This window comes from Photobacterium aphoticum (genome assembly GCF_001029435.1).
GTDB lineage: Bacteria > Pseudomonadota > Gammaproteobacteria > Enterobacterales > Vibrionaceae > Photobacterium > Photobacterium aphoticum.
This window is the reverse complement of record NZ_LDOV01000025.1, coordinates 251,911-275,792: the sequence shown is the minus strand read 5'-3', so window position 1 is coordinate 275,792 and position 23,882 is coordinate 251,911. Positions and strand designations below refer to the sequence as shown.

20 protein-coding genes are annotated in these 23,882 nt (G+C 51.1%); 15 read left to right on the top strand and 5 right to left on the bottom strand.

Translation table 11 applies throughout. The features are described from left to right. The first annotated feature begins 1,024 nt into the window (after nt 1-1,024). Nucleotides 1,025-2,695, top strand: coding sequence for an ABC transporter substrate-binding protein (locus ABT58_RS14470; RefSeq protein ID WP_047875121.1), 1,671 nt, complete (start codon nt 1,025-1,027; stop codon nt 2,693-2,695). A gap of 106 nt (nt 2,696-2,801) precedes the next feature. Here the strand turns inward: ABT58_RS14470 and ABT58_RS14465 are convergent, their stop codons facing one another. After that, nucleotides 2,802-3,485: a potassium channel family protein gene (locus ABT58_RS14465; protein WP_047875120.1), complete on the bottom strand. Its 684-nt coding sequence runs from the start codon at nt 3,483-3,485 to the stop codon at nt 2,802-2,804. Between the two features lie 190 nt (nt 3,486-3,675). Here ABT58_RS14465 and ABT58_RS14460 point away from each other — a divergent pair, with 190 nt between their 5' ends. The 8 genes from ABT58_RS14460 to ABT58_RS14425 all read left to right on the top strand — a co-directional run bounded on the left by ABT58_RS14460 (nt 3,676) and on the right by ABT58_RS14425 (nt 12,961). Beyond that, entirely contained in the window at nt 3,676-4,173 is a 498-nt protein-coding gene (locus tag ABT58_RS14460; protein WP_047875119.1) for a hypothetical protein, read from the top strand. Nucleotides 4,174-4,188: 15 nt separating this feature from the next. Continuing rightward, the gene (locus ABT58_RS14455; protein WP_047875118.1) at nt 4,189-5,295 is read left to right on the top strand and encodes an HlyD family secretion protein; all 1,107 of its coding nucleotides are present in this window, start codon (nt 4,189-4,191) and stop codon (nt 5,293-5,295) included. Beyond that, on the top strand, nt 5,285-6,277 hold the full coding sequence (locus ABT58_RS14450) for a DUF2955 domain-containing protein (RefSeq protein ID WP_047875117.1): 993 nt from the start codon (nt 5,285-5,287) through the stop codon (nt 6,275-6,277). The genes ABT58_RS14455 and ABT58_RS14450 overlap by 11 nt, the downstream gene beginning before the upstream one ends. A 493-nt stretch (nt 6,278-6,770) precedes the next feature. Next, on the top strand, nt 6,771-7,745 hold the full coding sequence (locus ABT58_RS14445) for an autoinducer 2 ABC transporter substrate-binding protein (protein WP_047875213.1): 975 nt from the start codon (nt 6,771-6,773) through the stop codon (nt 7,743-7,745). Nucleotides 7,746-7,868: 123 nt separating this feature from the next. Then, nucleotides 7,869-9,362 carry a sugar ABC transporter ATP-binding protein gene (locus ABT58_RS14440; RefSeq protein ID WP_047875116.1) on the top strand — a complete coding sequence of 498 codons (1,494 nt, stop codon included), beginning with the start codon at nt 7,869-7,871 and terminating at the stop codon, nt 9,360-9,362. Next, the gene (locus tag ABT58_RS14435; protein WP_047875115.1) at nt 9,355-10,353 is read left to right on the top strand and encodes an ABC transporter permease; all 999 of its coding nucleotides are present in this window, start codon (nt 9,355-9,357) and stop codon (nt 10,351-10,353) included. The genes ABT58_RS14440 and ABT58_RS14435 overlap by 8 nt, the downstream gene beginning before the upstream one ends. Before the next feature lie 2 nt (nt 10,354-10,355). Next, nucleotides 10,356-11,315: an ABC transporter permease gene (locus tag ABT58_RS14430; RefSeq protein ID WP_047875114.1), complete on the top strand. Its 960-nt coding sequence runs from the start codon at nt 10,356-10,358 to the stop codon at nt 11,313-11,315. Nucleotides 11,316-11,326: 11 nt separating this feature from the next. Next, nucleotides 11,327-12,961, top strand: coding sequence for an FGGY-family carbohydrate kinase (locus ABT58_RS14425; protein WP_047875113.1), 1,635 nt, complete (start codon nt 11,327-11,329; stop codon nt 12,959-12,961). Between the two features lie 98 nt (nt 12,962-13,059). Here ABT58_RS14425 and ABT58_RS14420 read toward each other — a convergent pair whose 3' ends face one another. From ABT58_RS14420 to phnW, 3 genes are all read right to left on the bottom strand, one after another. After that, entirely contained in the window at nt 13,060-13,572 is a 513-nt protein-coding gene (locus ABT58_RS14420; RefSeq protein ID WP_047875112.1) for a MerR family transcriptional regulator, read from the bottom strand. A gap of 225 nt (nt 13,573-13,797) precedes the next feature. Continuing rightward, nucleotides 13,798-14,616, bottom strand: coding sequence for a phosphonoacetaldehyde hydrolase (phnX, locus tag ABT58_RS14415; RefSeq protein WP_047875212.1), 819 nt, complete (start codon nt 14,614-14,616; stop codon nt 13,798-13,800). A 42-nt stretch (nt 14,617-14,658) separates the two neighbouring features. Continuing rightward, nucleotides 14,659-15,786: a 2-aminoethylphosphonate--pyruvate transaminase gene (phnW, locus tag ABT58_RS14410; RefSeq protein WP_047875111.1), complete on the bottom strand. Its 1,128-nt coding sequence runs from the start codon at nt 15,784-15,786 to the stop codon at nt 14,659-14,661. A gap of 256 nt (nt 15,787-16,042) precedes the next feature. Between phnW and ABT58_RS14405 the strand changes: the two genes are divergently transcribed. The 5 genes from ABT58_RS14405 to ABT58_RS14385 all read left to right on the top strand — a co-directional run bounded on the left by ABT58_RS14405 (nt 16,043) and on the right by ABT58_RS14385 (nt 21,852). After that, nucleotides 16,043-17,053 (top strand): putative 2-aminoethylphosphonate ABC transporter substrate-binding protein, encoded by a 1,011-nt coding sequence (locus ABT58_RS14405; RefSeq protein WP_047875110.1) that lies wholly within the window; start codon nt 16,043-16,045, stop codon nt 17,051-17,053. A 242-nt stretch (nt 17,054-17,295) separates the two neighbouring features. Then, nucleotides 17,296-18,402 (top strand): putative 2-aminoethylphosphonate ABC transporter ATP-binding protein, encoded by a 1,107-nt coding sequence (locus ABT58_RS14400; protein ID WP_047875109.1) that lies wholly within the window; start codon nt 17,296-17,298, stop codon nt 18,400-18,402. A gap of 30 nt (nt 18,403-18,432) precedes the next feature. After that, on the top strand, nt 18,433-20,151 hold the full coding sequence (locus ABT58_RS14395; protein ID WP_169749966.1) for a putative 2-aminoethylphosphonate ABC transporter permease subunit: 1,719 nt from the start codon (nt 18,433-18,435) through the stop codon (nt 20,149-20,151). Between the two features lie 9 nt (nt 20,152-20,160). Continuing rightward, a complete protein-coding gene (gene phnR, locus ABT58_RS14390; protein WP_047875107.1) occupies nt 20,161-20,865 on the top strand; it encodes a phosphonate utilization transcriptional regulator PhnR in 705 nt (234 codons plus the stop codon). Nucleotides 20,866-20,928: 63 nt separating this feature from the next. After that, nucleotides 20,929-21,852 carry an EamA family transporter gene (locus ABT58_RS14385; RefSeq protein ID WP_047875106.1) on the top strand — a complete coding sequence of 308 codons (924 nt, stop codon included), beginning with the start codon at nt 20,929-20,931 and terminating at the stop codon, nt 21,850-21,852. A gap of 71 nt (nt 21,853-21,923) precedes the next feature. Here the strand turns inward: ABT58_RS14385 and ABT58_RS14380 are convergent, their stop codons facing one another. Beyond that, nucleotides 21,924-22,880 carry a LysR family transcriptional regulator gene (locus tag ABT58_RS14380; RefSeq protein WP_047875105.1) on the bottom strand — a complete coding sequence of 319 codons (957 nt, stop codon included), beginning with the start codon at nt 22,878-22,880 and terminating at the stop codon, nt 21,924-21,926. A 161-nt stretch (nt 22,881-23,041) separates the two neighbouring features. Here ABT58_RS14380 and ABT58_RS14375 point away from each other — a divergent pair, with 161 nt between their 5' ends. Then, a complete protein-coding gene (locus ABT58_RS14375; RefSeq protein WP_047875104.1) occupies nt 23,042-23,866 on the top strand; it encodes an enoyl-CoA hydratase/isomerase family protein in 825 nt (274 codons plus the stop codon). Nucleotides 23,867-23,882: the final 16 nt, after the last annotated feature.

Sequence of the window (23,882 nt, the reverse complement as noted above, 5' to 3'; positions counted from 1 at the left end):
CCCTTTTTGCTCTCTACCTGAGCCGCTATCTGAACAACAGAGTGTCATGACGACAGCGACTCCCCATATAACCCAGCAAAGACAGTGCCAATCTCTCTCTGAACGCGCCCTCTTCTCGCCATCCCCCCCTCTTTTTTCCGTCCCTTTCCCACATGACGACGGGCTGGCTTTATTGTGCACTCAGTCAGTTAACGGTGATTTCATGCGACATCAAGACGCCATGCATCGCGCAACATTTTTCTTTCGATGCCCCTTTTCACGCCTTATTTTCCACCTCTCACACCCGTTGTTCCCTCTTTCTCCATGACAGAGATGCACGCTTATCGTGCAAATTCCCATCCTGTTGCACCAAATAAATGAGGCTTCTGTTAATGAGAGTGCTAAAGCCCTCAGAAGGCAATGCGCCAAGGCACGCTCATTCCGAGTTCAGTCCCGTCTTTAGCCCATCTTCAACGCCCTCTCCCCCTCAACGCGGAAGCGAGAGCGAATATTGTTTAACAGCAGGAAAATAAAAAGGAGCGCATGTGAACGCATTCGATGCGGATAAAAGCAAGCGAGGCACGTAATCCGATGTGATAAATAAGAAGAAAAGAGCAAGGCGGTACAATGAAGAAAAAGGATAGATGAACAGCATCACACTTCCATGCAATGGCGTAGGTGGTCATCATTTCATGCCGACCAAGCGGTGATTTTTAGACTCTGACCACATCTGCCAGGCAGAGAGCACACTCATCAGGAAAAATCTGTTTGCATCAGCACAAATTCTCGCCATTTTTCGCCTGAATCATGCCGAATGCCCCGCAAAACCGTTGTCACCCCAAGAGGTGATACACAGCAAATTGTCGCTCACAACCATTAGTGCCAGACGAGACACCGCAATTTTTGCATTGACCATTTTTTAATCGCTTTTTCATCATGAATGATAGGGACGAAAGTACTTTTCTTTTTCGTTTCTATCGTTCCAGTGCGCGCATTTCACTTTTGTACCCTTATCGCGCGCCTGACGATCACAGGAGAGAAACCGATGAAAAAAATCACGTTATTGGCGGCCATGGTGGGCATGTCTGTCGCGGGAATGGCCCAAGCAACGACTGACGTTGATAAGATGTCGCAAGTGACCATTATCCCGAACCATAACCCTACCTTGGTGCGTAACTTCAACCCTTACCTGCCAGGCCGTTTGCACACGGCGCGTGACTTCATCTATGAGCAGTTGGTGATCTTCAATGAACTCAAAGGCAACACGCCGGAGTTCCGTTTGGCCACTGACTACCACTTCAGTGACGATCTGAAAAGCATCACCTTTGAGATCCGTGACGGCGTAAAATGGTCTGATGGCAAGCCGTTCAGCGCGAAAGACGTGGCCTTCACCTTTAATAACCTGAAAAAAACACCGGCATTGGATGACCGTGGCGTTAACAAGCTGATCGACAAAGTCATCGCTGACGGCGACAAAGTCACCTTCCACCTCACGGAAATCAACACCAACGCGGCATACGAAATTTCCCTGATCCCTGTGGTGCCAGAACACGTGTGGGCAAAAATCAAAGATCCAACGACCTTTGTAAACGAAAACCCTGTCGGTACCGGTCCGTTTACCGAAGTACCGCGCTTTACCCCAAGCCTGTTCTTGCAATGTCGTAACCCGCATTACTGGGATAACGACAACCTAGAGGTCGACTGTCTGCGTGTGCCACAGTACAACCACAACGACCAAGTACTGGCAGCACTCGTGAACTCCGAAGTAGACTGGGGCGGCTCCTTCGTTCCGGATATCGAAAGTACCTTCCTGAAAGCATCGAAGCATCACGGCTACTGGTACACCGCTGCGGGTACCCAATCGTTCATGTTCAACTTCGACAACAGCGATCCGGTTAAGCGTGAAGCGCTGAACAATGTCGACTTCCGTCGTGCTTTCTCAATGGCGCTGGACCGCCAGACCGTGATTGATGTGGCAAACTACGGTAACGGCACACTGAACGACTTTGCCTCTGGCTTGGGTTACGCGTTTGAAGCTTGGTCAGATGAAAAAGTCCACAACCAGTTCCGCCCTTACATGACTTACAACCCGAAAGAAGCGAAAGCCTTACTGAAAAAAGCGGGCTTTGTGGATCGTGACGGCGACGGCTTTGTAGAAACCCCATCAGGCAAGCAGCTCACATTAGACATTCAATCACCGGGCGGTTGGACTGACTTCAACAACGTGGTGATCCTATCTGCTGAGCAGTTAGAAGAAGTAGGCATTCGCGTACAGGTTCGTACCCCTGACTTTGCGGTGTACAACACCAACATGCAAAAAGCCGGTTACGACATCGCCTTTACCAACTACTTCCATGGGCCAACACCGCACAAGTACTGGAGCAGCGGCTACCACTCTAAACTGCAGCGCGGGGAAAGCATGCCACGCTTTGCCATGCACTTCTGGAGTGATCCGAAGCTAGACCAGCTACTGGATGATTTCTACAAAACAGACAAGCGCGATAAGCAAATGGAAATCGCCCACCAGATCCAACGTATGATCGCGGAAAATCAAGTGACCGTACCGGTGATCTCTGGCTCTAACTTCTACCAGTACAACACCCAGCGCTTCACCGGTTGGTGGACCAAAGACAACGCCAAGGGCCGCCCAATGCCATGGGAAGGCACTCCAGAGCGTTTGCTGCACGTGTTGGATCTGAAGCCCGTTAAGAGCTAAATTCGCCCTTGTTCGGACTCGCATCCGGTTCAGGCTTATAACCTGATAAAACACAAAGGCAACATCGATCGTTCAAAACACCAAGCCCGGCCATTGCGCTGGGCTTTTATTTTTTGTGTGCTCTGCGCTCAAAGTTAGAACTGACTAAACTGGATACCACAACAGCCATATAGAAAATACCGACAATAGACTCTAAATAAACCAGGGTTTTGGCTATCGGCGTCACCGGACTAATATCACCGTAACCCAGAGTGGTGAGTGTAACAAAACTGAAGTAAGCACTATTTGAAAAGTTCTCTTCCCAAGCCATTGCTTGTAGGCCGGAAAAGGATGTGGGATCAAACTCTAATACAATGAGATAAGCAATCGCCCACATTAAACCCAGTAACAAAAACAATGCCATAGAACCCACTAACTTGTTGGTATCTATTTCCCCCGAAAACAATATCTGCTTCACTAATGCCTTAAAAAGGCTGAAAAAGAAAACAAAGATTAAAGCAAGCATGAAAACATCCATGTTATTGATATATAACGCATGTTTGATCGCTGCCGCCCCTAACCAAACCACCACGATCCCTAATAAAAAATGCCCCCCTTTCCGATCACAATGCAAGCTCATAAAACACACAATGAAAGTAAAAACGATAATGCTCTGCAAAAGATACGCTATAATATGCCCTTGTAAGACCTGAATAAGAGAGGCGGAGATCAACAACGTCACTAATGCCAAGGTTAAATAAATAAAATTATTTGTTCTGTTTATGCTTTTTAGCACTTTATTAATCTTCATTCTCAAATCTAATATTTATGTCAGGGTTAACACAGAGATTGTATACTCAAGCGCCTTCAAGGCCGCATTTCAACACACTGAAGTCACAGAGTTATACCGTGCATTCTTACTTTTCAAAACTGATCGCCACCTAGTAGCAGGCTAAGTCATATAATGCTGTGCCTGATAAAAATCGATTAGGCATTAACACGTGGAAATAAAAATAAAAGATGCATTGTTTGGCGGTGCCATTAATGGTGCCATCAATGGTTATATTGCCAGTTACCATTTCAAAGGCATGAAAAGCGTACCAATGTCACTCAATATGATTTCCAATTCAGAAGTAACCGTATGGGGGCAAGCCATTTCTCTTACTTTTGGCCTAGGGATTATTTTGTCGCTCATTACCTCCGCATTATTCATTCAGCAATTAAAGAAAACACATCCTGAACATCTCAGCCAAATACCAACCGGTTTTTTCAGGCATCTTATCCCCATTGCGCTAACTCAAGCTGCCACCTTATTCGGTTGGTTTGTTGCTTTAGCGATCATCTGGACCAAATGCATCGGTGAAGTGATGGTTTCACCATCCAGTGCCGTCACCTTAGTGGGTCTATTTGCTTTTTGTATCAGTGTATTGGTCGAAGTCGGCACAAAGAAAAGTCTCATCTATAAAAAAGTTAATGTGCTCGCACAGCAGAAGCACTAAATAAAGGAAACCGTAATGCCAGAAGCGCATACCGAAACGAACCCAGCGCAAGACAATAAAAAAATTCATCAAGCGCGTTCTTTCACTTACTGTATTTTTGCCCTCGTGCTGGTTGTTTGGCTCTATACCCTGTGGGCCGATCGCATGACCCCGATGACCGATCAAGCGCGCATCAACGGACAGGTGATCCGCATTAGCCCGGAAGTGTCAGGGCCGATTTCACAGGTCCATGTGATGAATAACAGTGCCGTCAAAGCGGGTGATCCCCTTGTCACGATTGACCCTCGCCCGTTTGAGCTGGCTGTCAAAGCCGCACGATTTGATTTACAACAGGCTGCGCAGTCTTATGAGGCCGATTCTGCCGCGATTAATGTCGCCAAAGCCAATGAAGTGGCAGCGCGAGTAAAAGTCAACAACGCCAAAAAGAATGTCGAACGTAACCGCGTGTTAGCCCAAAGAGGCACGATCAGCCAAGCCACGATGGACAATATCATGGCTGAACTGGAAACTGCGCAAGCCGGTCTTGCTCAAGCGTCTGCCGCGTTAGATAAAGCCAAACAAGAATTTGGTCCCAGAGATATCGACAACCCAGAGATTCAAGCAGTGTTAAACAAGCAAGAACAAGCACTGCTTAACCTCAATCATACTAAACTCGTCGCTCCCGCAGACGGTGTGATCACCAATATGAATGTGGCGGTTGGTGACTATGCCGGCGCAGGACAGCCCCTGCTGACATTCATTAACCATAATCACCTCTGGCTGACAGCCATGGTGAGAGAAAACTCTCTCGCACACCTAAAAGCAGGGAACACCGTCAAAATCGTTTTTGATGCCTACCCAGGCGACGTCTTTGAAGGCAAAATTTCCTCTATCGGCTGGGGAAGCAGCGGTAACGGCAGCTTATCCGTAGACGCCAGTAATGGTTTAATGGCCTCACCCACAAACGCCCCTAAAGCGCAGCGTTTTCCCGTTAATATTGAGTTTTCAACGTTACCTAGCAACCTTGATTTAAGATACAGCGGCCGCGCGGTCGTCGGTTTCTACCCGAATGAAAGTTATATCGGTGAAAGGCTACTAGACCTATGGGTCTGGGCATGGAGCTATATCAGTTATGTATCGTAGTGCCGGCAACCCAATCATCCGAGTTGCGGTTTTCCCTATTCTGTTGCTCTTTTGGCAATACGTATTCGGTACGGACTTACCCTTACTGGCTCCGGCCATGTGCGCGGTATTTCTGACTACCACGCATGAGCCACCACCACTTATCATGGTGTTGATCATGGGCGGCATCCTCTTTATCACCGCTTGGGTTCAAGCGGTGGTGAGCGGCTTATTAATCGATTACCCGCAGGTGTACTATTTATTCTTGTTCGGGGTATTTTATTGGTGCATGGAACGCACTAAGAAAAACCCGCAAGATGTGTTCGCCATATTGCTTATCGTATCGACAGCCATGATCGCCGTCTTCACGCAGCAAAAAGGGATCAGCGTAGAGCAGATCCCGATGGCGCTTCTCAAGAATATCTTTGTTGCAGGTTTTACCGCTTACTTGGCGTACTTTCTTTTCCCGGGCGGAGAACCGCTGGCAGAGAACGTCGAACCGCCCGTATCCACAACGAAATATTTGCTTGATTGGCAGACCCTCGCCAAAGCGGTCATCATCATGATTATGATGGTATGTACGATCCAATTAAATTTGGAGCAGAGCACGATCATTACCATTATTGTCGCGTTGATCATCAAAGATCCCGACCCCAGCATTGGTAAAGATTATGGTCTGAGACGGTTACTGACCACATACGCCAGCGTGTTATATGCGATCCCCCCTCTGGTCATGAGTGTGTTGCAAGTCAACCTCATCGGCACCTTAGGGGCGGCGGTGGTCAGCGCTTTATTTATGGGGATACATGCGGTATCAAAAAAAGCCAGTTACAACTCCATTCAGTTACTGTTTTCAAGCTATGTGGTACTGGTTTTCTACGGTATGACCTCCACCAATATCAGCGCAATATCAGATGATTTGGTGCGATTTAGCTCCGTTTTCGTTGCGGTCTTACTGGGCATTATGAGTTTGATACTTTTACATCCCAAAGAGGAAAACTAACCCAAACACACACCAAAAAGCACTGAGCACCCTCAGTGCTTTTTCTTGAGCAACCTGTAACTGGACCAACAGAATAACGGATAAAAATTACAAATTCTCCGCCGAGCGCGCGCACCAGATGAACGATAACACGCTTTCAGACTGTCTTTTTTTTGTCGAAATTCGTGCAAAGATCTTAGATTTAATAATAAATCACTCACTAAGATGTCATTTTCCTGCGATTGGCAGACAACGTCCTGCCTCCAGCCCATAACGCGTTACCACTACGTTATTTTTTATTGCCTCATCGTTAACAAACCCCGTTTTCCATGAAGGTAGATTTCGTAACACTTACCAATTAACGCCTCATTAACGCATTTTCCCATCAGATTTATCATTAATGTGCCGCTATCACAGATTTACCCCAACGGTCGAAAAAACTCGCCAAGCACGCCTTACCATTTCTCCATCGACTCGCCATACCCTACCCATAACAAAGAGAAGATTGATGAAAATGAAAAAGGTCTTTTTTAAAGCGGCGGCTTTGACTCTCGCACTTGCTGCCACTGGCGTTCACGCAAAAGATTATGAAATCGTCAACGTGGTAAAAGTCTCCGGCATTCCTTGGTTCAACCAAATGAACAAAGGGATTGAACAAGCAGCAACCGATTTTGGCGTTAACGCCCATCAACTTGGCCCTTCAACACCCGATCCAGCACAACAAGTCAAAATCATCGAAGACTTGATTGCCAAAGGTGTGGATGCCATCACCGTCGTGCCTAACGATGTGACCGTGCTTGAGCCTGTTTTCAAAAAAGCCCGTGAAAAAGGCATCATCGTTCTGACTCACGAATCACCAGATGGTCACGGTGCTGATTGGGATATCGAAACCATCGACAACCAAGCGTATGCCAAAGCCACCATGGATGAGTTAGCGAAAAACATGGGTGAGAAAGGCGGTTACGCGGTGTACGTCGGCTCACTGACCGTGCCGCTACACAACAACTGGGCAAACTTAGCCATCGATTACCAGAAGAAAACGTACCCTGACATGTACGAAGTGACGAGCCGTATGCCGGTGGCAGAAAGCATTGATCAGTCATACGCCGCGACGAATGACCTGATGAAAGCGCACCCGGACATGACGGGGATCGTCTCTTACGGCTCACTGGGCGGTATCGGTGCCGGTGAAGCGATCAAGAAAAAGCGCGCCAAGAACAAGATGAGCGTGGTCGGTATTTTGATGCCAAGCCAAGCGGCCCCTTACCTGATGCGTGGTGAAATCGACAAAGGCTACCTATGGAACCCTGCGGATGCGGGTTACGCCATGGTCGCCGTCGCCAAGCAAATGCTGGAAGGCAAAAATGTTGCACAAGGTGTGACGGTAGCAGGCCTGGGTGATGCCGACATCGATCAGGAAAAACGCGTCATCAAATTCAACAAGATCCTCGAAGTGGATAAAACCAACGCGCGCGCATTGGGTTTCTAATTCCTTCAAGGGGATAACCCCGCCCCGTTAAGGCTGCCATATCGGCGAGCGCTTAACACACTTGGGCACGTTCTCTCACATTAAGGGCGGTGCAACGCCGCCCTTCAACGTCTGGTAATTCTCATGTCTGGTACTCCTTTTATTACCCTGAAGCAGGTGTCGAAACACTTTGGCTCTGTGAAGGCTCTGGATGGTATTAACCTTACTTTCAATCAAGGTGAAGTACACTGCTTAGCGGGAAAAAATGGCTGCGGCAAAAGTACGCTATTTAAAGTCATTTCCGGCGTTCATGCGCCAGAGAAAGGGGCGGAAATCATTCTGGGTGGCAAACGCTACGCGCGCCTCAATCCGCAACAATCTATTGAGCACGGCATTCAGGTTATTTATCAAGATCTGTCCTTGTTCCCGAATTTAACCGTGGCAGAAAACATCGCCATTCAAGATCACGTTGAATGGACCAAAGGCTTGGTGCAACAAAAACGCATCGAAGATATCGCCGTACAAGCGATGGCCAAAGTCGGCGTGACCCTGCCACTGCACAAGCGTGTTGAGCAACTCTCCATTGCCGAATGCCAGTTGGTGGCGATTTGTCGTGCCATGGCGTCCGATGCCAAATTGATGATCATGGATGAGCCGACCGCCTCATTGACCCGCACCGAAGTCAATCACCTCATTAACGTGGTCGCCGATCTGAAAGCCAAAGGCGTCACCGTGGTCTTTGTCAGCCACAAGCTGGATGAAGTGATGGAAATCTCCGATCGCATTACGGTGATCCGAGATGGCCGCACGATTGGCACCTATCAAGCCAGCGACGTCGACAGTGACGAATTGGCCTTCCTGATGACCGGCCAGCGTTTTGAATTCACCCCTCTGCCTGCTTACGCCCAAAACGGCGATGTGAAGCTGGCCGTGAACAACCTGAGCAAGCAGGGCCAGTTCCAAGACATCTCATTCTCGGTCCGTGCCGGCGAAATCGTCTCTATCACTGGCTTGCTGGGCGCAGGACGCACCGAGTTGTGCATGGCGCTGTTTGGCATGACCCAACCAGACAGTGGCGACATCCTGATCAATGGCCAGCGCGTGCAATTTGCCTCTAACCGCGATGCCATTGCGCACGGCATTGGCTATGTGTCGGAAGACCGCATGTCGACCGGTCTGGTGATGGAGCAAGCCATTCAGGACAACATTACCGCGTCGGTATTACCACGACTGCGCAAACCGTCCGGCTTTCTTGATCACATCCGTGCCAATCGCTTAGTGAAGACCTTGATTTCTTCTTTGGCGATCAAAGTGGCGGATCCCAAACTGCCGGTCACCAGCCTGTCGGGCGGTAACGCCCAGCGTATCTCCATCGCCAAATGGATTGCGGCGGAGCCGGAAGTGCTGATTCTGGACTCCCCAACGGTCGGTGTGGACGTGGCGAACAAAGAAGCCATTTACAACATCGCCAAAGATCTCGCGCAACAAGGCATGGCCATCATTATGGTCAGTGATGAAATTCCAGAAGTGTTTTACAACAGCCATCGCGTCATTGTGATGAAAGAAGGACGTTTTACTCATGACTTCCACCCCACTCACGCTACCGAGCAAGAAATTATGGAGGCCGTCAATGCTTAATCAATTTCAGGGCGCATTGGCGACCTTTGCCAAACGCCATGAGTTTTATCTCTCATTGATGATTGTGTTGATTGTCAGCGTACTGAGCATGACCTCAGAAGACTTCCTGACACTGGGCAATGTCTTTGATATGTCCGTCAGCTCTGCCTTGCTGGGCATCATGGCCTGTGGCTTGTTTGTGGTACTGATTGCCGGCGGGATTGACATTTCGTTCCCGGCTACAGCGGCGATCGCGCAATATGTCGCGGCCACCTACATCCTGAACATCGGTGGCAACTTCATGATTGCCTTTGCCATTGCCACGGTCGTCGGCGTGCTGTTGGGGATGATTAACGCCACCTTGGTCTACAAACTCAAGGTACCGGCCATCATCATTACCATCTCGACCCTGAACGTGTTCTTTGGCCTGCTGATTTACTTTAGCAACGGCGAATGGCTGTACGGTTTCCCGGATTGGTTCATGGATGGCATTGAGATCTTCTCTTTCACCGGTAGCGATGGGTACGACTACGGTCTGTCACTGCCGATCCTCACCTTGATCGCGATGATTGCGCTGACGTCCTTTTTGATGTCAAAAACCCGCTTGGGCCGCCAGATCTATGCAGTTGGTGGTAACGCGGATGCGGCCAGCCGTATCGGTATTAACCTGTTTGGTATCAACCTGTTTGTGTACGGCTACATGGGCGCACTGGCCGGTATTGCCTCTGTGGTACAAACCCAAATTACCCAGTCTGTGGCCCCTAACTCTCTGATGGGTTTTGAGCTGACCGTACTGGCGGCGGTAGTCTTGGGCGGCACCAGCATGACCGGCGGTAAAGGTACCCTGTTTGGTGTGATTTTGGGTGTGATCCTGCTGGCCATTGTCAAAAACGGCCTCACACTGCTGGGTGTCCCTTCATACTGGCACACGGTTGTCACCGGTTTGATCATTGTCTTCAGTATCAGCATGACCGCCATGAACGAGAAAAAACAAGCGGTACAGGGAGCATAAGCATGGAACACGTTCTCAATAGTTTAAAACTGCCAACAGACAAAAATATCCGTTACCTGTTGGTGATTTTGGTCGGCATTCTGGCCATCATGGCCCTCTCCAGCGGTCAGGCCTTCTTCTCTGTCAGCAACTTGCAGTCGATGTCTTCGCAAATGCCACTACTGGGTTTGCTGGCACTGGCGATGGCGGTGTGTATGCTGACAGGCGGGATCAACCTGTCTATTATTGCCACCACCAACGCCTGTAGTTTGGTCATGGCCAGCATCATTACCCAAGCGCCGGATAGCGCAATGATGCTGATTCTGGCACTGGTTGGCGGCCTGATCACGGCCATTGTGGTGGGCTTGCTCAATGGCGCGCTTATCGCCTACGTGGGCGTCTCCCCGATTCTGGCCACACTGGGTATGATGACCCTCATTAACGGCCTGAACGTACTGGTTTCTGGCGGCAGTGTGATTTCCGGTTTCCCGCAAGCACTGCAGGTACTGGGCAATGGCTCACTGATGGGCATTCCGACACCGTTGATCCTATTCGTGGCATTCGCTATCGGCCTGTGGGCATTGCTGGAGCACACCCCGCTTGGCCGTACCATTTACCTGATGGGCTCAAACGAAAAAGCCACCCGCTTTTCCGGTATTAACACCCAAAAAGCCACCCTGTATGTGTACGTGATTTCATCCATGCTGTGCTGGGTTGCTGCTATCGTCATGATGGCCAAATTTAACTCCGCCAAAGCGGGCTACGGTGAATCCTACCTGCTGATTGCGATTCTGGCATCGGTATTAGGCGGTATTAACCCAGACGGTGGCTTTGGTCGCATCATCGGTATCGGCTTAGCACTTATCGTCCTGCAGACACTGGAAAGTGGCCTGAACTTACTGGGGGTGAGCAGTTATCTCACCATGGCGCTTTGGGGCGGCATCTTGATCCTATTTATCTTCTTACAAAAAAATAAGGCTTAACGGGGAAGACTATGACTATTTATTTCATTGGCGTTGATGTTGGCAGTGGCAGCGCACGTGCTGGGGTCTTTGATGCAGAAGGCCGTAAAGTCGGTGAAGCGAAGCGCGACACCCTGATGTTCAAACCGCAGGCCGATTTTGTCGAGCAGTCTTCCGACAACATTTGGCAGTGTGTGTGTCTGGCGGTCAAAGACGCCGTTTCACAAGCGAATATCGACCCGATTCAGGTCAAAGGGATCGGTTTTGATGCCACCTGTTCCTTGGTGGTGCTGGATAAAAACGGCCAGCCATTAACCGTGAGCCCAACCGGTCGCAGTGAACAAAACATTGTGATGTGGATGGATCACCGTGCCATTACCCAGGCCGATCGCATCAACAAAACCCAGCACCCGGTGCTGACCTATGTCGGTAACCGCATTTCACCGGAAATGCAGACACCGAAGCTGTTGTGGCTAAAACAAAACATGCCAAACACTTGGTCAAAAGCGGGTTACTTCTTTGATTTGCCGGACTTCCTGACCTGGAAAGCAACCTTCGATGCCAGCCGCTCATTGTGTTCAACCGTATGTAAGTGGACCTATTCCGGCCACGAAGGTAAGTGGGATAAGAGCTTCTTTGAACGCATTGGTCTGGAAGATTTGCTCGAAAACAATGCCCAATCCATTGGTGATCGCATTCTGCCGATGGGTCAACCGGTCGGTAACGGCCTGACACCGCACGCCGCTGACGATTTGGGCTTGATGCCGGGCACAGCGGTCGGCACCTCCATCATTGATGCGCACGCGGGTGGCATCGGTGTGTTGGGGGCGGCGGGTATGACCGGTGAAAAAGCCGATTTCAATAAGCGTTTAGCCCTGATCGGCGGGACCTCATCGTGCCATATGGCCGCATCAAAAACCGCCCGTTTTATCGACGGGGTGTGGGGCGCGTACTACAGTGCGATGATCCCGGGTTACTGGCTGAACGAAGGCGGCCAGTCGGCAACGGGCGCGCTTATTGACCATATCATTACGTCGCACCCGATGTACGAGAGCGCCAAAGAGCAAGCACACAAGCAAGGCATCACCGTTTACCAGATCCTGAACGAACGCTTGTTGCAACTGGCGGGCAGCAAGGAAGATATCGCGTTTTTGACCAAAGACATTCATGTGCTGCCGTACTTCCACGGTAACCGTTCACCACGTGCCAATGCCCACCTGACGGGCACCATGACGGGGCTGAAAATGTCGAAAACACTGGATGACATGGCGCTGCACTACCTGGCCACCATTCAGGGCATTGCATTGGGGACCCGCCACATCATCGAGGTGATGAATGACGCCGGTTATGAGATTGACACCATCATGGCATGTGGTGGCGGCACGAAAAACAGCGTCTTCTTGCAGGAACATGCCAACGCCACAGCCTGTATGATTTTGCTGCCGGAAGAAAGCGAAGCGGTCTTGTTGGGCTCAGCCATGCTCGGCTCGGTGGCCGCGAACTTCTACAGCGACATTCCGGATGCGATGAACGCAATGAGCCGCATCAGCAAGAGTGTGATGCCGCAAACCGAGAAGATTAAGCACTTCTACGACGCGAAATACAAAATCTTCCACAAAATGTACGAAGATGATGCCGAATACAAACGCTTAATGGCGGACTTTTAAGATCCGCAGAGCTGACTCTTTACGATCTACGGAATAAAACAAAGCCCAGCAATCGCTGGGCTTTACTTTTTTACTGCGTGTTGACGTTCACTGCCGACTTACAGAGCGCGAATACGGGCAATTTCGTCCGCATCAATACCCAGTGATTCCAGAAACTTCTGGTGCTCTTCTGGCTCCATCGCTTCAAATTTCTGGTGCCATTTCACCATTGCCGCTTCATCAAAACCGGCTGCGATCATAATTTCTACCCAACGTGCTTTAGTAACCATTTGTGACTCCACTGATATCGGTTCTTCCAACAGGCCAATGATGGCTTTTTGCTGTTGGCGTAATTTGGCGATCTCCGCTTCTAACTGATTGAAATGATCTTTCAGTAAATCCGCTTGCGATCGCGGGGTTGTGTCATTTAACAAGTTAAGAATATTGGCTATAGACATCCCGTAAGCCCGGTACGACACAATCTTTTCCAGCCGCTTTACTTCGGCCTCGCCATACCAGCGATAGCCGTTGTCAGCTCGCAGTGCCGGTAGCAGCAACCCTTCACGCTCGTAATACAACAAGGTGGTGCGGGAAAGTTGAAATCGTTGGGCTAATTGGGAAACGGTATACATACAAAAGACCTTCTTCTTAACGGCGGCCAGTATCAAGGTGACACTGGTAGACGGGTCAACACCCAATCAGAGAAAAAATAAAAAACTTACCACAACCTAAATTAACACACTGTTTAATAAGCATTTATAGCGAGAGCAATACACATGAAACAAAAACGCCTTCACTGTGGGTATCAGGAAGGCGTTTAAGCTATTTTAGCGGTTTATCGCAGGACGCGTCGAGCATTACGGACGCTCACCCGCAGCCAGTCGACGTTCCACATCAGCCACGACCTCTGGCAAATCATTGATGGTATCAATCAGATAATGCGGCGCGCTTTTTATCAAGGTCGCACGGGCTTTTTCACGGGCAGCGTCTAATGTGGCCTCATCGGCAGCGAGGAATTCCGCTTCTGTCAGACCGGCTTCGTTGCCCGACAGCAGTAAACCGACCGTCCACATGCCCGCATTATGGCCTTCATAAATCCCCGGCGCGGAATCATCTACTTTGATACACGCATTCACATTCGTCACGCCCAGTTCAATCACGTTTTTCAGTGCCATGAAAGGCGCAGGACGGCCACCTTGCGGCAAATCATCGGTCGCCACAATGTAATCCGGCTGGTAACCATAATCCGCCGCCACCGGGATCAACACATCCATCACTTCACGCGGATAGCCCGAACAAGAGCCAATCTTGATCCCTTGTGCTTTCAGATCGTTCACCACAGCAATGGCATTCAAAATCGGCGCCGCGTGATCCGCCACTTTGGCTTTTTGCAATGGCATGAACGCCGCGTAAATCGCATCGATATCTTCCGACGTCATGGCACGGCCAAACTGGGCCAACCAACGTTTTTCCACCTCCGGCAAACGACCGACCGCCTGGATGTGATCCCGCTTGGCCACGCCCATTGGTACGCGGGATTCTTCCAGCGAAATGTCAAAATCAAAACCTTGCTTAAAGGCTTCCACGAAAATCGTGGTCGGGGCAAACGAGCCGAAATCCACAATGGTGCCGGCCCAGTCAAAAATCACCGCTTGTACAGAAGATGTCGTCGTCATGGTATTGCTCATAGTACTGATCCCTTGTTTCGTCAATGTGTGTTATGCCAGTACGGCGGTGTCACTGTCTTGTGTCTGCCAGTACATCGCGCCGCGAATCGCCACTAACAGGCGTTCAATATCAGCGGGATACACCTCACCAATGTTGCCGATACGGAAACAATCCGCACTCGAGACTTTGCCCGGATAAATCACAAAGCCTTGCGCTTTCAAACGCGCATAAAAATCACTGAACTGATACTCACTGTCTGTTGGCGAATAAAACGAGGTAATGATCGGTGAATGTAACGCCTCATCCAGCAACGGCGTAAAACCCAATTCACGCATACCCGCCACCAAGGTGCGCTGGTTGGTTTGATAACGTGTATGACGCGCAGCAATGCCGCCTTCTTGTTCCAACTCCAACAGCGCCTGATAAAACGCGCGCACGGTATGTGTCGGTGAGGTAAAACGCCATTTGCCGTGGTTCGCTTCCATGCACGCCCACTGTGCGTACAAATCTAAACTCAATGAGCGCGCTTGGCCTTCACACGCCGCCAGCGCCTCGCGCTTGGCAATCACAAAGCCAAATCCCGGTACGCCCTGAATGCATTTGTTGGCAGAGCTGATCATAAAATCGATATCCAACTCGCCAATGTCCATCGGGATCCCGCCAAAGCTCGACATCGCATCCAGAATCATCACTTTGCCATGTTGTTTCGCTAAGGCTGCCACGTCAGCGATGGGATTGAGCATGCCGGTGGTTGTTTCACAGTGCACCATCGCCACATGGGTGATGCTTGGGTCCGCCGCCAGTGCCGCAGCCACGTCCTCTACGTTCGGCTGTGCCGTTTCGCCCGAGGCCACGGTCTGGCATGGAATATGCAGGTACTGGGCAATTTCTGCCATACGCGCACCGTACACGCCGTTATCGACCACCAGCAGTTTGCCGTTTTCGCCAATGGCACTGCCCAACGTCGCTTCCACTGACGCGGTGCCGCTGCCTTGCATTAACACGCTGGTATAACCCGGTTGCTGCGTGGCTAACGCCACCAACTTGTCGCGGATCACTTCCACAATCGCTTTGTTGTAATCGTCATCCCACGTACACCAGTCTTTTAGCATCGCACTACGTACGGTTTCAGACGTCGATAGCGGGCCAGGCGTTAACAGCAAATAAGCATTTTTCATCATGTCATCCATCAAGAAAATTAAACTGGTCTACACCAGAAACGAATTTACTCTACCAGCAGAAAAATCACGCCGTAAATGGGGGCACGATGAAATTCATAAAAGCTTCACTTTTGGTCATTTCATGGGTTAATCACCCGCTAACACCGATTTATTCATCGTCAAATTGCCATTTTTCGTTCACAGAATCGTCACAGTCACGCTTTAGGGTAATCAGCATATTTGGTACAGACCAATATGAATAATTCTGGAGAAGATGATGAAAAACCGTGCAATGAAAGGATCACTGGTAACGCTACTTTCCCTGATGACCTCGCAGGCCTTTGCGGCACAGGAAGTGACGGTTTACACCGCGTTTGAAACAGACCTTCTGGCCAAATACAAAACGGCCTTTGAGCGTGCCAATCCGGATGTCAGCATTAAATGGGTGCGTGATTCTACGGGTATCATGACCGCGAAATTACTGGCGGAAAAAAACAACCCGCGCGCAGAAGTGGTGTGGGGACTGGCCGGCTCCTCCATGGCGTTATTAAAAGAAGAAGGGGTACTGATCCCCTATACCCCGGCAGGTGTTGAAGACTTGCGCCCCACGCTGAACGACCCGCTCGCCAACCCGGCATGGTTCGGCAACGAAGCGGTGTTTAACGCGATTTGCTTTAATGAGGCGGTCGCGAAACAGCGCAATCTGCCAACCCCGACCTCATGGGACGATTTGACCAACCCGATCTATCGCGGCCACATTGCGATGCCTAACCCTGCGTCTTCCGGCACTGGCTACATGCAGGTGTCTGCCTGGCTAAACACCTTTGGCGAAGCGCAAGGCTGGCAATACATGGCGGAACTGGACAAGAACATGGCCCATTACACCCATTCCGGTTCAAAGCCTTGTGTACAAGCCGCGATGGGTGAAGTGGCGATTGGCATTTCAATGGCTGTGCGTGGCGCGAAGCTGAAAACCCAAGGCGCACCACTGGCGATCATCACCCCGAAAGGCATCGGCTGGGAATCGGAAGCGGTCGGCTTGGTGAAAGCCTCTGACGCGGCCAAGCGCGTGGTCGATTGGTCTGTCTCACAAGCCGCCAATGAGTTGTATGTCGAATCTTACCCAGTGGTGGCTCACAAGGCGGTATCGTCGAGCGTCTCCCATTACCCGAATGTGGAAGCGGCGATGGCAACCATGGATTTTGCCAATATGGGCACCGAACGCGCGTCGATCCTCGCGACATGGTCTGCCAAGTTTGATGGCAAATCCGAGCCGCAATCTTGAGTGTGACTGACTTCCCTCTTTTTTCTCTCCCCCTTTATCCCTCGTTATGCTGCATCGATATCAAGGAGTGCTTCGGCGCTCCTTGTTCTTCGCCGTCTTTCATTACCACCATATTCACGGTTCACGCGCTTTGCTACTTTGCCCTCATTGGCGACGGAAATGTCATCGACACGCTATAAATGTGTCATTGCACTGAAACATAGCGACTCTACATTTGGTCTATACCATTTGGAGTATCGAACATGCACACCCCACATCCTTATTTGCACATTGAGCAAGTCGTTAAACAGTTTGGTTCATTCACCGCGTTAAAGCAGATCTCACTGGCGATCGAAAAAGGCGAGTTTGTTTGTTTTCTTGGCCCTTCCGGCTGCGGAAAAACCACCCTGTTACGTGCCATTGCTGGTTTGGATTTACCGACCTCTGGGGCGATTTACCAGAACGGACAAGAGACTACCTTCCTGCCACCGGAAAAACGCGACTTTGGCATTGTCTTTCAGTCCTATGCCCTGTTGCCCAACCTGACGGTGGAAGAGAACATTGCCATTGGCCTGAAAAATCAAGGCATGTCGACGCAAGACGCGCTGCAAAAAGTGGCACACTGGCTGGATATGATTGGCCTGCCGACCTCGGGCAACAAGTACCCGAATCAACTGTCTGGCGGTCAGCAGCAACGTGTGGCACTGGCGCGCGCCTTGGCGTTGTCTCCGGGACTGTTACTGCTGGATGAGCCGCTGTCGGCACTGGATGCCAAAGTGCGCATCCACCTGCGTAACGAGATCTGCCGCTTACAACGCCAACTGGGGATCACCACCATCATGGTGACCCACGATCAGGACGAGGCCCTGTCGATGGCCGATCGCATTGTGGTCATGAACCACGGTGTGATTGAGCAAGTCGGTACCCCGCAAGAAATTTACCAACAACCAGCAACCCGCTTTGTGGCCGAGTTTGTCGGCAGCATGAATTTCATCACCGCCTCTGCCACCAGCGATCAGCAAATCCGCATTGCCGAATCTTTATTACCAGCACCGACGCTGGCCAACCGCACCATTGCTCGTGGTGACCATTTTGATTTGGCCGTCCGTCCGGAAAATCTTCGCTTCGTCGATAGCTTTAATCGCTCGCTGCCGGTACGCATTCTGGCCACCGAATTTTTGGGGGCGTTCTACCGGGTTGACTGCCAACTGCACAACGACAGCCGTGCCAAGCCGATCTGTGTGGATGTCAGTATCGACACCGTACAGGCCCTGAACCTGCGACCGGGCGATATCCGCTATATCCAGTTGGCCGAACAAGGCCTGCGTGGCTATGACATCCCTGCCCATGTTTCTGCCCGCGCCGCGTAAGGAAAAACCATGAATACTCGAACTGCCAACATGAGAAGTGTGATGATGTCGACAGCCCGTTTACAGCAACAGACACAGTCTCTGTTTCACCGCATCAGTCGCGATAATCTGGTGTTGTTTGTTTTGCTGGCGGGGTTATCCGCCCTGATGATCCTGTTTATCGTGATGCCACTGTGGGCCATGCTCACCAAAAGTGTGCAAAACGCACAGGGGGAATTTGTCGGTCTGGCGAACTTTGCCCATTATTTTTCGTCAGCCAGTTTATGGCACTCCCTTGGTAACACGTTCACCGTGGGGCTGCTGGTGACTACCGTGGTCGGTATGCTGGCGTTTGGTTATGCCTACGCCCTTACCCGCTCCTGCATGCCGTGCAAAGGGCTGTTTCAGATCCTCGGTACCGCGCCGATATTAGCGCCCTCCTTGTTGCCAGCGATCAGTTTGATCTTCCTGTTTGGTAACCAAGGGGTCGCGAAGCACCTTCTCGGTGAGCAGTCAGTTTACGGAATGATGGGGATTGCACTGGGCTTGATTTTTTGGACCTTTCCACACGCCCTGATGATCCTGACTACCGCCATGCGCACCTCGGATGCCCGATTGTATGAAGCGGCACGCGCCCTGAAAACCTCGCCGATGAAGACCTTTTTTCTGGTCACACTGCCTGCCGCGAAATACGGCCTCATCAGTACCCTGATTGTGGTGTTTACCTTGGTGATCACCGATTTTGGCGTGCCTAAAGTCATTGGCGGCAGCTACAACGTACTGGCGACCGACATTTTTAAACAGGTCGTGGGGCAGCAAAACTTTGCCATGGGGGCGGTCACCAGTTTGATTCTGCTGTTCCCGGCACTGTTGGCCTTCACGGCTAACCGCTGGGTACAAAGCAAACAAAAAAGCCTGTTTGATACCCGCTCGGTGCCTTACCAGCCCGAACCGCACCCTGTGCGTGATGGCTTGTGTCTGCTGTACTGTTCCGTGATGTCTATTGCGGTGCTGGCGGTACTGGGCATGGCGGTGTACGGCTCGCTGGTGACGTTCTGGCCATGGAACAAAGCCCTGACCCTGAATAACTACAATTTTACCGAAATCAGTACCTACGGCTGGCTGCCCTACGTGAACTCCCTGACCATGGCAGGCTGGACAGCCCTGATCGGTACAGTGGTGATTTTCATCGGTGCCTACAGCATGGAAAAAGGCCGTGCGTTTGCCCCTATCCGCCAAGTGATGCAGGTGATCAGCGTGATCCCGATGGCCGTGCCGGGCATGGTGCTGGGCCTGGGCTATATCTTCTATTTCAACGATGCCAACAACCCGCTCAATGTGCTGTATGGCACCATGGCCTTTTTGGTAGTGAACACCGTGGTGCATTACTACACTGTCGGCCACATGACGGCACTGACCGCCCTGAAACAATTGCCGGCTGAAATTGAAGCCACCGCCGCCGCCATCAAACTGCCGCAATACAAACTGTTTGTTAAAGTGACGGTGCCGGTGTGTTTACCGGCCATTTTAGATATCGCTACTTATTTGTTTGTTAATGCATTAACCACCACATCTGCGGTAGTATTTCTGTATTCTACCGATACCATTCCCGCCTCAGTATCTGTCCTGAATATGGACGATGCCGGCCAGACCGGTGCCGCAGCGGCCATGGCCGTCATGATCATGATTTCGGCGGCGACCGCGAAAATCGTGCAACTGACCCTCGGCAAACTGTTAGAAAACCGTACCCAAGCGTGGCGAAAGAAATAAGGACACCGTGTGCAATACGTAAAAATTAAAGATGCGATTGTCGAGCAAATTGAATCGGGCCAATTGTCGCCACGGGAAAAGCTGCCTGCCGAACGCAAGTTAGCCGAATCGTTCGACACCACACGAGTGACACTGCGTGAAGCCCTCTCGCTACTGGAAGCGGAAGGCCGTATTTACCGCGAAGATCGCCGGGGCTGGTTTATCTCGCCATCGCCCCTACGGTATGACCCGAGTCAGACGTTAAATTTCACCAACATGGCCTTGGCGCAGCAGCGTACGCCAAACACCGTACTGCTGTCGGCGCAAAGCACGGTCGCCAACAAGCATGCGGCACAACTGCTGGATCTCCAGCCGTTTTCTAATGTGTATCAAGTTGATCGTGTGCGCTATTTAGAGAACCGGCCGGTGGTGTACGTCACCCACTACATTCGCCCGGAATTCGTGCCGGATTTACTGCGTCACGATCTCACCACATCGCTGACCGACATTTACCGCGAGCACTACGGTATGGTGTATCAATCCATCCGTTACCGTATCACCACCAGCACCTTACTGGGGGAGACCGCCCAAGCCTTGCGCGCCACATCGGGCACACCGGCCATGGTGGTTGAGCGTATCAACTACAACCAACACGGTGAGCTGATTGACTGTGACATTGAATACTGGCGTCATGACGCTATCAGTATTGAATCGTTCGCAACGCTCGTGCGGTGATCCACGTAACGCACGCGCCACACACAATAAGAAAAATAGGCCTCACTCAGTCAGGGATGCTGTATGACACTGTTGGCGATTGTTTTAGTGCTCCTCTCCGCCGTGATCCACGCCAGTTGGAACTTGCTCGGCAAACGAAATACCGGATCTGGCGTGGCCTTTTCACTGGCCGCCAGTGGCTCTGCCGCCTTACTGCTCTCGCCTTTTTTGTTGTGGTATCTGTTCACCATTGGTTGGGGCACGTTATCGCCCGCGTTCTGGCAATTATTGCTGATCAGCGGTATTTGCCAGTTGATCTACTTGGTAGGGTTACTGGTCGCCTATCAACACGGTGACATCGGCTTAATCTACCCCATCGCCCGCGCATTACCTGTGTTGATGGTCGGCGGGATCACCCGCTGGCTCGGTCTGTCATTAGACCCCCTGCAGTGGCTGGGATTTATTCTAATCACGCTGGGGTGTCTCATCGTGCCCCTCAGCAGCTTTCGCCAACTCTCTCGCGCTGCCTACTGCAACTTAGGAGTCGGCTGGGCATTGATAGCCGCGCTGGGAACGACCGGCTATTCAGTGGTCGACAAAGCGGCCATCGCGCTACTGACTGAGCAGGTACACGCCATCATGAGCGATCCCCTGTCAGCCCTGTTCTATTTAGGCATGCAGTTTTGGGCAATGGTGCTGCCCTTACTGCTGAGTATTGCGGTTTATGCAGGCATGAAGCGGGCACGCGGCCAGCATACGGCGATACTGGCCCAAACCTGGCAACTTCGGCGCAATGCCACCATCGCCGGCAGCATGATGGCCATGACGTACGGCTTGGTGCTCTTTGCCATGACCATGACCGACAATGTCAGCCTCATTGTGGCCCTGCGCCAATTCAGTATTGTGGTCGGCTTGGTGATGGGTACCCTGTTCCTCAAAGAAAAGTGGTACGTTACACGGGGCGTCGGTGTCGCCGCGATTCTGGGTGGCATCCTGCTGACGCTATAACGCGCTAACGTTATAACGCACTGGTGCTATGCCCTTGGTTTGCTTTGTCCTCACAAGCAGGCGGCAAGCGATTAAAGGGGATTGCCCCCGCCGTACAAGGTGTCAAACGCCGGTATATAACTGTCCCATACCGGCGCCTCTTGTCCGACAATCTCTTTCAGTGTGTCCAAAAACAATTTGGTTTTGATCGGCGCATCACGATGCGGGTACACCGCGTACACCGTGCCAAAATCATCCAACGTCAGATCCGTCATGATCGGCACCAGTTGCCCATCCAGAATTTCATTTTGCATCATCTGTGCAGTGACCACGGCCAGCGTATTGCCCGCCACTGCACTTTTGATCACCATTTCCACATCGTTAACCAGATAGGCCGCATTGAGCTGAAACGTCTGTGGCTGGTTATCGCCGTCCAGATATCCGAACTTGTCGACCCGCAACCCCGGCGCGGCATAAATGGTTGCGGGCAGGGATTCCAACTGCGCCAGTGTCGTAATGTCACCATGCCGAGCAATAAACGCCGGAGACGCCACAATCAACATGCGACAACGGGCGATTTTGCGGGAAATCAGCGTCGAGTTTTTCGGCTTCCCGATACGAAAACCGATATCGACCGCCTCTTTCACCATGTCCACCACCCGATCTTCCAGCCGCAGTTCAATCTCCACCTCCGGATAGTGCTGCTGAAAACGGGCAATGGCCGCCTGCACATACTGACGCCCGAACATGGTATGGCTGCTGATCCGCAATCGGCCTCGCGGCTCAGCATGGTAATTCTGTGCCAAGCGGTGGGTATCATTGAGCAACGTTCTCAATTGTTGCGCCTGATGCACCATTTCTTTGCCCGCCGCCGTTAACGAAAGCGAACGCGTGGTACGGTTAAGCAAGCGCACGCCCAACTCCGCTTCCAACCGGCCAATGTGCTTGGAGATCACCGAACGATCCACATGCCGTTGCTCTGCCACTTGCGTGAACGAGCCCTGCTCTACCACGTCTAACAGCAGTAATAATCGACTGGAAAAATCCATCCCTCGCCTCTCTCTTTCGTCTGTCTTTTTGTTTGTTGCATTTACAGCACCAATAATGTGCCGATTCGTTCATTTATCTTAACGTATTCCACGCCTATAGTAATCACACACAACGAGGACACGGCCTTTTACTGATGTCCCATCCCATAAGGAATACGACGATGAACGCTCAATCAAACTTGCTTGCTATCACTCACCACAACGGCATTGCGACAGTGGCGATCAACAACCCACCCGTGAATGTGATCACCAGTGATTTAATCAACGCCATTAATGCCTTTGTGTTGTCACTGAAAGATGACCGTGACACCAAAGTGGTGGTCTTCAAATCCCTGCATGAGACCTTCTTCTTAGCGCATTTGGATTTGAACGTGATCAACGGGACACAGGGCGGCCAAGCGGCATCGATTGAGTTCAACCACATGATTGCCAATATCAAAGCGATGAAACAACTGTCTGTTGCGCTGATAGATGGTGTGGCACGTGGGGGCGGTAACGAATTTGTGATGGCGTGTGATTTGGCCTACGGCACTGAAAACGCTGCATTTGCGCAGCCAGAAATTCACGTCAACATTCCAACCGGTGGTCAGGGTGCTGTGCAATTTGCCCGTCGCATGGGGAAAAACAAAGCACTACAGGCATTGCTACTGGGCAACGACTTCACCGCACAACAAGCGGAGCAGTTGAACATCATTACCCAATTTGTACCTAAGGCAGAGATGGAGGCTTTCCTTGCGGCCACACTGGGCGTGATCAGCACATTAGAAGTGCGCGATATCGTGATGTACAAGGAGATTGTCGCTACCTCCATCGTCGACGAAGATGCCGGTGCCGAATTAGAACTGCGTTACTTCTTGGAACGCGCTAAAGAGCAGAAAACAGCCAGCATCATTGAGGCGTTCTTAAAACACGGCGGCCAAACCGAACGTGAAGCCAAAGATATTCAAGGGATCTTTGTGGATACAGCAGCCGAATTATCAAAATAAGCGGTCGTAATAAACG

Excerpts from the sequence above, each read along its gene's own strand:
- ABT58_RS14470 (WP_047875121.1), top strand. The coding sequence starts at position 1,025 with ATGAAAAAAATCACGTTATTGGCGGCCATGGTGGGCATGTCTGTCGCG.
- ABT58_RS14440 (WP_047875116.1), top strand. The coding sequence starts at position 7,869 with ATGTCTGGTACTCCTTTTATTACCCTGAAGCAGGTGTCGAAACACTTT.
- ABT58_RS14425 (WP_047875113.1), top strand. The coding sequence starts at position 11,327 with ATGACTATTTATTTCATTGGCGTTGATGTTGGCAGTGGCAGCGCACGT.
- ABT58_RS14385 (WP_047875106.1), top strand. The coding sequence starts at position 20,929 with ATGACACTGTTGGCGATTGTTTTAGTGCTCCTCTCCGCCGTGATCCAC.
- ABT58_RS14375 (WP_047875104.1), top strand. The coding sequence starts at position 23,042 with ATGAACGCTCAATCAAACTTGCTTGCTATCACTCACCACAACGGCATT.
- ABT58_RS14430 (WP_047875114.1), top strand. The coding sequence starts at position 10,356 with ATGGAACACGTTCTCAATAGTTTAAAACTGCCAACAGACAAAAATATC.
- ABT58_RS14420 (WP_047875112.1), bottom strand. The coding sequence starts at position 13,572 with ATGTATACCGTTTCCCAATTAGCCCAACGATTTCAACTTTCCCGCACC.
- ABT58_RS14405 (WP_047875110.1), top strand. The coding sequence starts at position 16,043 with ATGATGAAAAACCGTGCAATGAAAGGATCACTGGTAACGCTACTTTCC.
- ABT58_RS14445 (WP_047875213.1), top strand. The coding sequence starts at position 6,771 with ATGAAAAAGGTCTTTTTTAAAGCGGCGGCTTTGACTCTCGCACTTGCT.
- ABT58_RS14435 (WP_047875115.1), top strand. The coding sequence starts at position 9,355 with ATGCTTAATCAATTTCAGGGCGCATTGGCGACCTTTGCCAAACGCCAT.
- ABT58_RS14380 (WP_047875105.1), bottom strand. The coding sequence starts at position 22,880 with ATGGATTTTTCCAGTCGATTATTACTGCTGTTAGACGTGGTAGAGCAG.
- ABT58_RS14450 (WP_047875117.1), top strand. The coding sequence starts at position 5,285 with ATGTATCGTAGTGCCGGCAACCCAATCATCCGAGTTGCGGTTTTCCCT.
- ABT58_RS14465 (WP_047875120.1), bottom strand. The coding sequence starts at position 3,485 with ATGAAGATTAATAAAGTGCTAAAAAGCATAAACAGAACAAATAATTTT.
- ABT58_RS14395 (WP_169749966.1), top strand. The coding sequence starts at position 18,433 with ATGAGAAGTGTGATGATGTCGACAGCCCGTTTACAGCAACAGACACAG.
- phnX (WP_047875212.1), bottom strand. The coding sequence starts at position 14,616 with ATGACGACGACATCTTCTGTACAAGCGGTGATTTTTGACTGGGCCGGC.
- ABT58_RS14455 (WP_047875118.1), top strand. The coding sequence starts at position 4,189 with ATGCCAGAAGCGCATACCGAAACGAACCCAGCGCAAGACAATAAAAAA.
- phnW (WP_047875111.1), bottom strand. The coding sequence starts at position 15,786 with ATGAAAAATGCTTATTTGCTGTTAACGCCTGGCCCGCTATCGACGTCT.
- ABT58_RS14400 (WP_047875109.1), top strand. The coding sequence starts at position 17,296 with ATGCACACCCCACATCCTTATTTGCACATTGAGCAAGTCGTTAAACAG.